Here is a 12088-nt window from a genome sequence, read left to right on the forward strand (position 1 = left end):
CCAGTCCGTTCCGGTCCTCTTCGGAGGGTTTGCCTGCGGCGGTCCAACCGGAAGAAAGACGAGACACAGACTATGGCTCTGCCTGAATTCTCCATGCGCCAGCTCCTGGAAGCCGGCGCCCACTTCGGCCACCAGACGCACCGCTGGAACCCGAAGATGGACAAGTACATCTTCGGCTCGCGCTCCAACATCCACATCATCGACCTGTCGCAGTCGATCCCGCTGCTGCATCAGGCCCTGGTGAAGGTGCGCGAAGTCGCCGCCGGCGGCGGCCGCATCCTGTTCGTCGGCACCAAGCGCCAGGCGTCGGAGCCGATCGCCACGGCCGCGCGCCGCTGCGCCCAGTACTATGTGAACCACCGCTGGCTGGGCGGCACGCTCACCAACTGGCGCACCGTATCCGGCTCGATCGCGCGCCTGCGCGAAGTCGACAGCCTGGTGGCCGGCGAAGGCCAGGGCCGTTCCAAGAAGGAACTGCTGCAGCTGACGCGCGAGCGCGACAAGCTGGAGCTGAGCCTGGGCGGCATCAAGGACATGGGCGGCATCCCCGACCTGATGTTCGTGATCGACACCAACAAGGAAGCGATCGCGATCCAGGAAGCCCGGAAGCTGAACATCCCGGTCATCGCCATCCTGGACACCAACTCGAACCCGGACGGGATCACCTATCCGATCCCCGGCAACGACGACGCGGCCCGCGCGATCCAGCTGTACTGCGACCTGCTGGCCGACGCCGTCCTGGACGGCCTGGCCGCCGGCCAGTCGGCGGCGGGCGTCGACCTGGGCGCTTCGGAAGCTCCGATTGAGCCGACGCTGGCGCGCGAGCTGACGCCGGAAGCCGTGGCCGAGCCCGAGGTCACCGCGCCGGAAGCTGCGGCCCTCGAAGCCGAGATGACCGGCGCCGAAGCTCCCGCGGCGGATGCGGCGAGCGAAGACCAGGCCGGCTGAGCGCCCCTCGGGCGCGCAGCTGTCACAAAACCCTGACGGCGGGCCCTCACATGGGGGTCCGTCGTGATTCAACGAGACCTATAAGGAGCTGACCATGGCGGAAATCACCGCTGCGCTGGTCAAGGACCTGCGCGAAAAATCCGGCGCCGGCATGATGGACTGCAAGAAGGCCCTGACGGAGAACGGCGGCGACGTCGAAGCTTCCATGGACTGGCTGCGGACCAAGGGCCTGGCCAAGGCGGCCAAGAAGGCCGACCGCGCCGCCGCTGAAGGCCTGGTGGCCGGCAAGATCGCGGCCGACGGCAAGACCGGCGTGCTGGTCGAGTTCAACGCCGAGACCGACTTCGTCGCCAAGAACGACGGCTTCCAGAACGCCGCCCGCGAGTTCGCGGACGTGGCGCTGGCGACCGACGGCGACGTGGAGGCCATCCGCGCCGCCAAGACCTCGAAGGGCGAAGTCGTCCAGGACGCGATCACCAACCTGATCGCGACCATCGGCGAGAACATGCAGCTGCGCCGCTCGGCCAAGCTGTCGGTCTCGCAGGGCGCCGTGTCGCTCTACCTGCACAACGCGCAGGGCGAGGGCGTGGCGCGCATGGGCGTGCTGGTGGCGATGGAAGGCGGCGGCGACGTGGCCAAGCTGCAGGACGTCGGGCGCAAGATCGCCATGCACGTGGCGGCCACCGCGCCGCTCGCGCTGTCGACCGACGAGCTCGACCCCGAGGTCGTGGCCAAGGAGCGTGAGATCCAGACCCAGACGGCGATGGAATCGGGCAAGCCCCGCGAGATCGCCGAGAAGATGGTCGAGGGCCGGATTCGCAAGTGGCAGGAAGAAGTGGTGCTGCTGAAGCAACCCTTCGTCATGAACCCGGACCAGACCATCGAGCAGCTGGTCGCCGAAACCGCCAAGGAAACCGGCGCGCCGGCGGCCTTGAAGGCTTTCGTGCGCTTCGCCCTCGGCGAAGGCGTCGAGAAGGCCCCCGAAGGCGACTTCGCCGCCGAGGTGGCGTCGATGACCGGCAAGGCCTAGGACCTACCGACTGACTCCCAAGGGCGCGGCGCGTTAGACGCACCGCGCCCTTGTTGTATGTTCTACCCGCTGCTCAGGATTATCGACTCATGGCCGACGCCCCCCGCTACAAGCGCATCCTCCTGAAGCTTTCGGGCGAGGCGGGTGTCGGCGGCGACGGCTTCGGGATCGATCCCAAGACTCTGGGCGCCGTCTGCGAGGAGATCGCCCAGGTCGCGAAGGCCGGCGTGCAGATCTGCGTCGTCGTCGGCGGCGGCAACATCTTCCGCGGCGCGGCCCTGGCCGAGGCCGGCATGGAGCGGGCCAGCGCCGACTACATGGGCATGCTGGCGACGGTGATGAACGCCCTGGCCCTGCAGGCCTCGCTGGAGAAGCTGGGCGTCTACACGCGCGTGCAGTCGGCCATCCCGATGGAAGCGGTCTGCGAGCCCTACATCCGCCGCCGGGCGCTGCGGCACCTGGAGAAGGGGCGGGTGGTGATCTTCGCCGCCGGAGTCGGCGCGCCGTTCTTCACCACGGATTCGGGCGCAGCGCTGCGCGCGGCCGAGATGGGCTGCGAGGCGCTGTTCAAGGGCACCAGCGTCGACGGCGTCTACACCGCCGACCCGAAGAAGGACGCCGGCGCCAAGCGCTACGAGACCTTGAGCTATCACGACGTCCTGGCCAACAACCTCAAGGTCATGGACGCCTCCGCCGTCAGCCTGATGCGCGAGAACCATATCCCCATCGTGGTGTTCAACATCCGCGAGCGGGGCAACCTCCTGAAGGTCCTCAACGGCGAAGGCGTCTTCACGACCATCGCCTAGCCGCTAAACTCGGCCCCCAAAGAAATTCCCGAGACGGAGACGCCGCCATGGCCACGACCGAAAAGCCCGTGCTCTCGAAGTACAAGGACCGCATGGACAAGGCCGTCGCGGCGCTGCAGGAGGAGTTCGGCTCCCTGCGCACCGGCCGCGCCTCGGTCAGCCTGCTGGACCAGATCCGCGTCGACGCCTACGGCTCGTCCACGCCGCTGAACCAGGTGGGCGCGATCAGCGTCCCCGAGCCGCGCATGATCACCATCAACGTGTGGGACCGGGCCCTGGTGGTGTCGGTGGAGAAGGCGATCCGCGCCTCGGACCTCGGCCTGAACCCCGTGGTCGACGGCACGACGCTGCGCCTGCCGATCCCGCCGCTCACCGAGGATCGCCGCAAGGAGCTGGCGAAGCTGGCCGGCAAGTACGCCGAACAGCAGCGGGTGGCCGTGCGCAACGTGCGCCGCGACGCGAACGAGGACTGCCGCAAGGCCCAGAAGGACGGCGTCATCAGCCAGGACGAGGAGAAGCGTTTCGAGGCGGAGGTGCAGAAGATCACCGACGAAGCCATCAAGCGCGTGGACGAAGCCTTGAAAACAAAAGAACAAGAGATCATGCACGTTTGACGCCCGCGTAAGGACCAGCGTTCCCTCATGGCCGCCGCCGAGAAGCCACCGTCTGCGGACGCCCCAGGGGATGACCGGGGGCTGACGCCGCCCCTGCACGTCGCGATCGTCATGGACGGCAACGGACGCTGGGCCAAGCAGCGCGGCCTGCCGCGCTCCCTGGGACATCGGGCCGGTGTGGAGGCCCTGAAGCGCACCGTCTCGGCCGCCGCCAAGCTGGGCGTGGGCTCGCTCACGGTGTTCGGCTTCTCCACCGAGAACTGGAGCCGTCCGGCCGCCGAGGTCGCCGAGCTGATGGCCCTGCCCAAGCGCTATTTCGAGACGGACCTCGCCCGCCTGCACCGCGAAGGCGTTCGGGTGCGGGTGATCGGCCGCCGGAACGGCCTGTCGAACGACCTCCTCAAGCTGATCGACGATGCGCGCGAGCGGACGAAGGACAACACAGCCTTCAACCTGAACATCGCCTTCAACTACGGCGGACAGGCCGACATCACCGACGCGGCGCGCCGGTTCGCCGAGGACGTGGCCGCCGGCCTGCGCAGCCCGGAAGACCTCGACGAGGCGCTGTTCGGCAGCCTGCTGGCCACCGCCGGCACGCCGCCGCCGGACCTGATCGTGCGGCCGTCGGGCGAGCAGAGGCTCTCCAACTTCCTCCTGTGGGAGGCCGCCTATGCCGAACTGGTGTTCCAGGACGTGCTGTGGCCCGACTACGGCGAGGAACACCTGAAGGCCGCGCTGGCGGAGTTCGCCGCGCGGGATCGGCGCTATGGCGCAATCGTTGCCGATGACGTCCTCGCCGCCGGTTAAGCGGTTCGACTGGACCAACCTCGGCCTGCGCGTCGCGTCGGCCGTGGTGTTGGTGCCAGCGGCGCTTGCCGCCGCCTGGTTCGGCGGCTGGCCGTACCTGGTGCTGATCGCCATCGGCGTCGCCCTGCTCGCGATCGAGTGGGGGGGCATGACCGCGCCGGTCGCGCCCACGCGGGTCGCCGCTGCGGTGGCGGCCGCCGTTTTGATTGCTGTTTTCGTAGGTTACCGCGGAGATTTCATCTGGGCCTGGGGCGCCATAGCCCTGACCGCGGCGGGCGCGGCCGTGGTGGCGCGGGGCGTGGCCGAGCGGCCGGCGGACGCCGCGTTCGGCGTGCTCTACATCGCGCCCGCGGCCCTTTGCCTGGTCTGGCTGCGCGACTCGGACAAGGTCATGTCCCACCAGGGTCACTGGTGGATCATGATGCTGTTCGCGGCCACCTGGGCCGCAGACATCGGCGCCTTCGCGGTTGGCAGCACGCTCAAGGGGCCGAAGCTATGGCCCCGCTTCTCGCCCAACAAGACCTGGTCCGGCTTCATCGGCGGCCTGGCGGCGGCGACGGCGGCGGGCAGCCTGATGGCCGGCATGTCGGTGTTCCAGCTCAACGTCTGGGCTGCGGCCTTCATCGGCCTGGCCGTGGGACTGGCGACCATGGCCGGCGACCTCTGGGAGTCGGCGATCAAGCGCCGGTTCGGGGTCAAGGACTCGGGCGACCTGATTCCGGGTCATGGCGGGTTGCTGGATCGCGTGGATGGGCTGATGTTCGCCGTCGTGGTGATGGCCGCCCTGCGGCTCGCCAACCATTTGGGATGGGGACATTGAGCCTGCCGCGGAAGGTCAGCGTCCTGGGCTCCACGGGATCTATTGGAGTCTCGACCCTGGACCTGTTCGAGCAGGCCGGGGTCGAGGTCGAGATGGTCGGCCTGGCAGCGGGCCGCAATGCGGCGCGGCTGGCCGAACAGGCGCTCCGCTGGCGTCCGCAGCTGGCCGTGATCGAGGACGAGGGCCTGCTGCCGGAGCTGCGGGAGCGCCTCAAGGGATCCGGCATCGCGACGGCGGCGGGCGCGCAGGCGGTCAACGACGTTGCGTCGGCCGACGCCCAGTGGGTGATGTCCGCCATCGTAGGCTTCGCGGGCCTCGCGCCCACCCTGGCCGCGGCCAGGGCCGGAGCGGTGATCGCCCTCGCGAACAAGGAGAGCCTGGTCTGCGCCGGCCCCTCGCTGCTGCGCACCGCCAAGCTGGCCGGCGGCGCCGTCGTGCCCGTGGATTCGGAGCATTCGGCGATCTTCCAGGTCCTGGACCCGCAGGCCGCCGCCCACGTGTCGCGGCTGATCCTGACCTCGTCGGGCGGTCCGTTCCGGGACGCCAGTCGCGAGGAGATGGCCAAGGCGACGCTGGAGCAGGCCCTGGCCCATCCCAACTTCTCGATGGGCGCCAAGATTTCGATCGATTCCGCGACGATGATGAACAAGGGCCTCGAGGTGATCGAGGCCGCCTACCTGTTCTCCATGCCGCCGGAGCGGATCGAGGTCCTGGTCCACCCGCAGCAGATCATCCACAGCCTGGTGGAGTACGCCGACGGCTCCACCCTGGCGCAGCTGGGCCCACCGGACATGCGCCCGCCCATCGCCTGCGCCTTCGCCTGGCCCGACCGCCTGCCGTGGCCGGCGCCCAAGCTGGATCTGGTGAGTGCGGGACCGCTCACCTTCCAGCACCCGGATCCGAAGAAGTTTCCCGCGCTCTCCATCGCCAAGCAGGCCCTGACCGCGGGCGGCCAGGCCCCCGCCGCGATGAATGCGGCGAACGAGCGCGCCGTGTCCGCCTTCCTTGACCGGCGCATCCGCTTTCTCGATATCCCCAATGTGGTGGCGGAGACCCTCGAGCGGATGGACCGCAGCCAGACCTTTTCCACCGCCAACGATGCGGTGGAAAGCGCGCGCGAAACCGACGCCGCAGCCCGCCGTACGGCTGACGAAGTCGTAAGCGGGCTTTTTGCCGCCTGATGGAGTAGAAGCGCCTCATGCAATTGGTGCAGAACGTTCTGCTCTACGTCATCCCGTTCCTTCTGGTGATCGGGGTGGTCATCACAGTCCACGAGCTTGGACACTTCCTGGCGGCCAAGGCCCTGGGGACGAAGATCGACCGCTTTGCGATCGGATTCGGCCGATCCATCGCCGCCTGGACCGACAAGTCCGGTGTGGAATGGCGGCTGGGCTGGCTGCCGATCGGCGGCTACGTCCGCTTCGCCGGCGACGACAACGCCGCCAGCATCCCCGACGCGAACGACCTGGCCCAGATGCGGCGCAAGCTGATCGACGAGGGTAGGGGCGCCGAGATCCCGCGCTACTTCCATTTCAAGCCGATCTGGCAGCGGGCGGTCATCGTCGCCGCCGGGCCGATCGCCAACTTCCTGCTGGCCATCGTGGTCTTTGCCACCCTGCTGATGGCGTTCGGCGAGCCGGTGAGCTCGACCCGCGTGGACAGCGTCGTCGCCGGCAGTCCCGCCGAGCAGGCGGGCTTCCGCAAGGGCGACGTGATTCTCACCGTGAACGGGCGCGAGGTCGACAGCTTCCAGGCCCTGACCGAGAAGATCATTCTCAGCTCGGACACCCCGCTCAGCTTCGTCGTTCGGCGAGGGGAGGCGGAGGTGGCCATCGTCGCCACGCCGCGGCGCGGCCCGGTCGTCGACCAGCTGGGCAAGACCCACATGCTGGGCAAGCTCGGCCTGGGGCACGAGAACCGGCCCGGCGACGTGAGCTTCCGCCGTTACAACTTCCCTGAAGCGGTGGCCGGCGGCGTCGAGCGGACCGTGACGACCATCACGCGCACCGTGGTGTACATCGGTCGCCTGATTGGCGGTCGCGAGAAGGCGGACCAGCTGGCTGGCCCGCTGGGCATGGCCCAGCTCTCGGGCGACCTGACCAAGCGGGCGGCGGCCGAGTCGCCCGACGCCGGCACGTTCGTGCTGAACGGCCTGCTGACGATCTTCCAGCTGATCGGCGTGATCTCGGTGGGCATCGGATTCATGAACCTGCTGCCGGTTCCGGTGCTGGATGGGGGCCACCTCGTGTTCTACGCATACGAAGCGGTCGCGCGGCGCCCTCTTGCCGCCAAGGTTCAAGCCACAGGATACAGGGTGGGTCTTGCGCTTGTTCTCAGTTTGATGTTGTTCGCCACCTGGAACGATTTGCAGCGCCTGCGTGTGTTCAATCTGTTCGGCGGCCTATTCTCTTAGGCCCGTTCGTCCCTCAAACGGCTGATTCGATGCTTAGAACCCGCGCCTCCCGCGCCGCGCTTGCCTCCGGTCTTGCCCTGCTTCTGGGGACAACCGCTCTTATCGCGCCTGGCGTGGCCGCGGCCCAACAGACGCAGGGGGGCGTGGTGCAGCGCATCCTCGTCCAGGGCAACGAGCGGATCGAACCTTCGACCGTGATCTCCTACCTGCCGGTGGGCCCCGGCGAGCCGGTCGACGCGGCCAAGCTCGACCTGGCCATCAAGGCGCTGTTCCGCACCGACCTGTTCTCCGACGTCTCGGTGAACTTCCAGAACGGCGACCTGATCGTCACCGTGGTCGAGAACCCGATCATCAACCGGGTGATCTTCGAGGGGAACAAGGGCCTCAAGGAAGACAAGCTGCGCGACGAGGTCACCGTGCGCCCGCGCGGCATCTTCACCCGCGCCAAGGTCCAGGGCGACGTGCAGCGGATCGTCGAGCTCTACCGGCGCTCGGGCCGGATCTCGGCCAATGTGACGCCGCAGATCATCGAGTTGCCCCAGAAGCGGGTGGACCTGATCTTCAAGATCGAGGAGGGGCCCAAGAGCGGGATCCTCTCGGTCAACTTCCTGGGCAACAAGGCGTTCTCGGACAACGACCTGCGCGACGTGGTCGTCACCGAGGAGACGCGCTGGTTCAAGTTCTTCTCCAGCAATGCGAACTACGACCCGGACCGGCTGGAGTACGACAAGGAGCAGCTGCGCAAGCACTACCGCAACCGCGGCTACTACGACTTCCGGGTCACCTCGGCGGTGGCCGAGCTGGCGCCCGACAAGAACGGGTTCGTCGTCACCTACAACATCGACGAGGGGCCGCGGTACAAGTTCGGCAAGGTGACCGTCGAAACCGAGCTGCAGAAGCTCGACAAGGATGTCCTGACCGCACTGATTCCGATCCGCAGCGGGCAGGAGTACCAGGACGAATCCATCGAGACGGCGACCGACGCCCTGACCTTCGCGGCCGGCGCCGCGGGCTTCGCCTTCGTCGACGTGCGGCCGCGCTACACCCCGGACCGCGACAAGGGGACCGTGGACGTCACCTTCCAGGTCCGCGAGGGCCCGCGGGTCTACGTCGACCGCATCGATATCGTCGGCAACACCCAGACGCTGGACTATGTGATCCGTCGCGAGATGAGCGTGGTGGAAGGCGACGCCTACAATCGCGCCCTGGTCGACCGGTCCCGGCGCCAGATCCGGGCCTTGGGCTACTTCAAGGAAGTCGACATCAGCGAAACGCCCGGCTCGGCGCCCGACCGCACCGCGCTGCAGGTGAGGGTCGAGGAGCAGCCGACCGGCGAGCTCTCGTTCAGCGCGGGCTACTCCTCCGTCGACCAGCTCGTGCTGGACCTGGGCATCTCCCAGCGCAACTTCCGGGGCCGCGGCCAGGACGTCCGCGCGCGGGTGTCGGTGGGCTCCCTGCGTCAGCAGCTGGACTTCTCGTTCACCGAGCCGCGGTTCCTGGGCCGCGACGTGGCCGCGGGCATCGACCTCTACGGCTACCGCTACGACCTGTCGGAGTACTCCGCCTACAAGACCACGACCTACGGCACGACGTTCCGGGCCAACTTCCCGCTCAGCATCGATTCCCGCGGCGCGGTGCGATACACGCTGCGGCAGGACGAGATCGAGATCGACGACTTCTACTGCGACCCCACCTCGGGGGCGATCATCTCGCGGGCGTTCTGCGACCAGGTCGGCACCTTCCTCACCTCGCTGGTGGGCTATGGCGCGCGCCTCGACCGCCGGAACGACTATCTGAACCCGACGCGCGGGTTCTACGTGGACTTCAACCAGGATGTCGCGGGCCTCGGCGGCGACGTGAACTTCGTGCGCACCGACCTGGAGAGCGGCTGGTTCCACGGGTTCAACAAGGACTTCATCCTCTCGGTGACCGGCTCGGCGGGCTACGTGGTCGGGTGGGCCGGGGACAAGGTTCGGATCAACGACCGCTACTACAAGGGCGGCCTGAACTTCCGTGGCTTCGAGACGGCCGGTATCGGGCCGCGCGATACGTCCACGACCCAGGCCGACGCCCTGGGCGGCAAGATGTACGCGATCGGCACCGTCGAACTGACCGTGCCGACCTTCCTGCCCGAGCAATACGGGATCAAGGCGGCGCTGTTCAGCGACTTCGGCACGCTGGGTAAGCTGGACAAGGAAGACAAGGTCTACCAGGCCGGCGACGTGGACTGCCTGCAGCCCACCATCATCAGCCCGACCGACCCGACCCAGTCGATTCCGAACTTCGCCACGCCTGGGACGCGGAACACCTGTATTCGGGACGAGCTTTCGCTCCGGGCCTCGGCCGGCCTCAGCGTCTTCTGGAAATCGCCCATGGGGCCGATCCGCTTCGACTTCAGCCGTGTTTTGGCCAAGGAAGATTACGACAAGGAAGAAACCTTCCGGTTCTCCACTTCAACCAGGTTCTAAGCAAAATGACGTACAAGACCTTCGCCGTGGCCGGTTGCGCCATGGCTCTCGCGCTCACGGGCGCGGCTCCCGCTTTCGCTCAGCAGCCCGCCGCCGCGCCGGCGGCGCCTGCCGCGCCGGCCGTGACCCACGGCGCTCCGACGCCCGGCCTCTGCATCGTCTCGGTCGAGAACGCGATCGGCGCCTCGACGGTCGGCAAGTACGTCAACACCCGTCTGCAGCAGCTGGTCGCCCAGGTGAACGCAGAGCTGAACGCCGAGAAGACCGGTATCGACAACGACGCCAAGGCGCTCGACGGCCAGCGCGCCACGCTGGACCAGAACACCCTGGAACAACGCGCGGCCGCCCTGCAGGTGCGCGCCAACGCCCTGCAACGCAAGGCGCAGCAGCGCGATCGTGAAATCCAGGCCACCGAGCAGAAGGCGATCAACCGCGTCGGCACCGAGATGGAGCCGCTCATCCGGCAGGCCTATCAGCAGAAGCAGTGCTCGATCCTGATCAACCGCAACTCGGTCATCCTGGGCAACCCCGCCTCGGACATCACCCCGCAGGTGGTGACCGCGCTGAACGCCAAGATCACCCAGTTCGCCTTCGATCGGGAACGCCTGGATACGCCGGCTCCGACCGCCGCGGCTCCCGCGGCCGCTCAGCGCCGCTAAGGGCGACGCGCGGGTCGAGTCCGCCTAAAAAGCGATTCATGCCCGACCCGCGCTTCTTCGAAGATCTCGGCCCGGTCCGTCTCGGGGAGCTCGCGACCCTGACCGGGGCCATGCTCGCCGGCCCGGACCTGGGCGAGCGCCGCGTCGATCGCGTCGCCGTGCTGGCCCAGGCCGGCCCTGAAACCATCACCTTCCTGGCCGATCGCCGCTATGCCGCCGCGCTCGCGGAAGTGCGGCCGGGCGCGTGCTTCCTGCCGCCGGGGCTGGAGACGCTGGCGCCCGAGGGCTGCGCCGTCCTCACGACCGCCAGCCCGCAGGCGGCCTACGCGCTGGCCGCGCAGCGCCTCCACCGCCCGAGGCCGGCGGGAATCCAGCCGGTCGCTCCGGACGCCACCCTCGAGAGCGGCGTCGTGCTGGCCCCCGGGGTGGTCGTCGGTCCGGCCGCCCAGATCGGCCGGGGCACGCGGATCGGCGCCAATACGGTGATCGGTCCCGGCGTGGCCATCGGCCGGGATTGCGACATCGCGCCCAACGTGACCATCGGGTTCGCCCTGATCGGCGACCGGGTGAAGATCCTGTCCGGCGCGCGCATCGGCGAGCCGGGCTTCGGCGCCACCGCGGGCCCGAAGGGCCTTATCGACATCCCCCAGCTGGGCCGGGTGATCATCCAGGACGGCGTCTCCATCGGCGCCAACACCACCATCGACCGCGGGGCGTTCGACGACACGGTCATCGGCGAGAACACCAAGATCGACAACCTGGTGCAGATTGCCCACAACGTCCGGGTCGGACGGAACTGCGTCATGGCGGCCCACACGGGGATCTCCGGCAGCGTGGCGATCGGAGACGGCGCCCAGTTCGGCGGCCGGGCCGGTGTCGCCGACCATGTGACCATCGGAGCCGGCGCCCGCGTCGGCGCGGCGGCGGGCGTGATGAAGGACATTCCGGCGGGGGAGACGTGGGGCGGCATGCCCGCGCGTCCGATCCGCCATTGGCTCAAGGAAACCGCGTGGCTCGCCCGGATGGCGCACCGCCGGGCCGGAGGAGAACCATGACGCGCAAGGCGCCGGCGGGCACCGACCCCACCGCCATCGACATCACCGAGGTCCTGGCGCGGATTCCGCACCGCTTCCCCATGCTGCTCGTGGACCGCTGCGAAGAGTACAAGCAGAACGAATCCATCGTCGGCATCAAGTGCGTCACGGTGAACGAGCCCTTCTTCCAGGGCCACTTCCCGGACTATCCGGTGATGCCCGGCGTGTTGCTGATCGAGGCCATGGCCCAGACCGGCGCGGTGCTGATGTCGAAGTCGCTCGAGGTCGATACCGCCGGCAAGGCGATCTTCTTCATGTCGGCCGACAACTGCCGGTTCCGCCAGCCGGTGCGGCCGGGCGACGTGGTCCGGATGCCGGTGCGGGTGGTTCGCCACCGCGGCGACGTGTTCAAGTTCGCGGGCCAGTGCCTGGTGGGCGACAAGGTGGCCGCCGAATGCGAGTTCGCCGCCATGGTCGTGGAGACCTGAA

The 12088-nt window shown here is 68.3% G+C and carries 12 protein-coding genes; all 12 read left to right on the plus strand.

The features are described 5' to 3' along the window. Positions 1–72: 72 nt before the first annotated feature. The 12 genes from rpsB to fabZ all read left to right on the plus strand — a co-directional run bounded on the left by rpsB (position 73) and on the right by fabZ (position 12087). Positions 73–948: a 30S ribosomal protein S2 gene (rpsB, locus tag AX721_RS07600; RefSeq protein WP_068875412.1), complete on the plus strand. Its 876-nt coding sequence runs from the start codon at positions 73–75 to the stop codon at positions 946–948. A gap of 94 nt (positions 949–1042) precedes the next feature. Next, on the plus strand, positions 1043–1978 hold the full coding sequence (gene tsf / locus AX721_RS07605; RefSeq protein ID WP_068875413.1) for a translation elongation factor Ts: 936 nt from the start codon (positions 1043–1045) through the stop codon (positions 1976–1978). 89 nt (positions 1979–2067) lie between these two features. Beyond that, positions 2068–2784, plus strand: a complete 717-nt coding sequence (pyrH, locus tag AX721_RS07610) for a UMP kinase (RefSeq protein ID WP_068875414.1) — start codon at positions 2068–2070, stop codon at positions 2782–2784. A gap of 47 nt (positions 2785–2831) precedes the next feature. Further along, positions 2832–3398, plus strand: coding sequence for a ribosome recycling factor (gene frr / locus AX721_RS07615; RefSeq protein ID WP_068875415.1), 567 nt, complete (start codon positions 2832–2834; stop codon positions 3396–3398). Positions 3399–3425: 27 nt separating this feature from the next. Then, positions 3426–4205 carry a polyprenyl diphosphate synthase gene (gene uppS, locus AX721_RS07620; protein ID WP_082765554.1) on the plus strand — a complete coding sequence of 260 codons (780 nt, stop codon included), beginning with the start codon at positions 3426–3428 and terminating at the stop codon, positions 4203–4205. Continuing rightward, entirely contained in the window at positions 4165–5025 is an 861-nt protein-coding gene (locus AX721_RS07625) for a phosphatidate cytidylyltransferase (protein WP_231733327.1), read from the plus strand. Before uppS ends, AX721_RS07625 begins: the two co-directional genes overlap by 41 nt. Beyond that, positions 5013–6206, plus strand: a complete 1194-nt coding sequence (gene dxr / locus AX721_RS07630; RefSeq protein ID WP_068875417.1) for a 1-deoxy-D-xylulose-5-phosphate reductoisomerase — start codon at positions 5013–5015, stop codon at positions 6204–6206. The genes AX721_RS07625 and dxr overlap by 13 nt, the downstream gene beginning before the upstream one ends. Positions 6207–6223: 17 nt before the next feature. Beyond that, complete coding sequence (locus tag AX721_RS07635; protein ID WP_068875418.1) at positions 6224–7438, plus strand: RIP metalloprotease; 1215 nt, start codon at positions 6224–6226, stop codon at positions 7436–7438. Positions 7439–7467: 29 nt separating this feature from the next. Continuing rightward, positions 7468–9906, plus strand: a complete 2439-nt coding sequence (bamA, locus tag AX721_RS07640; RefSeq protein WP_068875419.1) for an outer membrane protein assembly factor BamA — start codon at positions 7468–7470, stop codon at positions 9904–9906. A gap of 5 nt (positions 9907–9911) precedes the next feature. After that, positions 9912–10565 (plus strand): OmpH family outer membrane protein, encoded by a 654-nt coding sequence (locus AX721_RS07645; RefSeq protein WP_068875420.1) that lies wholly within the window; start codon positions 9912–9914, stop codon positions 10563–10565. Between the two features lie 38 nt (positions 10566–10603). Continuing rightward, complete coding sequence (gene lpxD, locus AX721_RS07650; RefSeq protein WP_068875421.1) at positions 10604–11620, plus strand: UDP-3-O-(3-hydroxymyristoyl)glucosamine N-acyltransferase; 1017 nt, start codon at positions 10604–10606, stop codon at positions 11618–11620. Beyond that, the gene (gene fabZ, locus AX721_RS07655; protein ID WP_068875422.1) at positions 11617–12087 is read left to right on the plus strand and encodes a 3-hydroxyacyl-ACP dehydratase FabZ; all 471 of its coding nucleotides are present in this window, start codon (positions 11617–11619) and stop codon (positions 12085–12087) included. The genes lpxD and fabZ overlap by 4 nt, the downstream gene beginning before the upstream one ends. Position 12088: the final 1 nt, after the last annotated feature.

It is taken from the genome of Phenylobacterium sp. CCH9-H3, assembly GCF_001557235.1.
GTDB lineage: Bacteria > Pseudomonadota > Alphaproteobacteria > Caulobacterales > Caulobacteraceae > Phenylobacterium.

Bases quoted from the DNA above. Each gene is read 5' to 3' on its own strand.
- rpsB (WP_068875412.1), top strand. From the start codon at position 73: ATGGCTCTGCCTGAATTCTCCATGCGCCAGCTCCTGGAAGCCGGCGCC.
- tsf (WP_068875413.1), top strand. From the start codon at position 1,043: ATGGCGGAAATCACCGCTGCGCTGGTCAAGGACCTGCGCGAAAAATCC.
- pyrH (WP_068875414.1), top strand. From the start codon at position 2,068: ATGGCCGACGCCCCCCGCTACAAGCGCATCCTCCTGAAGCTTTCGGGC.
- frr (WP_068875415.1), top strand. From the start codon at position 2,832: ATGGCCACGACCGAAAAGCCCGTGCTCTCGAAGTACAAGGACCGCATG.
- uppS (WP_082765554.1), top strand. From the start codon at position 3,426: ATGGCCGCCGCCGAGAAGCCACCGTCTGCGGACGCCCCAGGGGATGAC.
- AX721_RS07625 (WP_231733327.1), top strand. From the start codon at position 4,165: ATGGCGCAATCGTTGCCGATGACGTCCTCGCCGCCGGTTAAGCGGTTC.
- dxr (WP_068875417.1), top strand. From the start codon at position 5,013: ATGGGGACATTGAGCCTGCCGCGGAAGGTCAGCGTCCTGGGCTCCACG.
- AX721_RS07635 (WP_068875418.1), top strand. From the start codon at position 6,224: ATGCAATTGGTGCAGAACGTTCTGCTCTACGTCATCCCGTTCCTTCTG.
- bamA (WP_068875419.1), top strand. From the start codon at position 7,468: ATGCTTAGAACCCGCGCCTCCCGCGCCGCGCTTGCCTCCGGTCTTGCC.
- AX721_RS07645 (WP_068875420.1), top strand. From the start codon at position 9,912: ATGACGTACAAGACCTTCGCCGTGGCCGGTTGCGCCATGGCTCTCGCG.
- lpxD (WP_068875421.1), top strand. From the start codon at position 10,604: ATGCCCGACCCGCGCTTCTTCGAAGATCTCGGCCCGGTCCGTCTCGGG.
- fabZ (WP_068875422.1), top strand. From the start codon at position 11,617: ATGACGCGCAAGGCGCCGGCGGGCACCGACCCCACCGCCATCGACATC.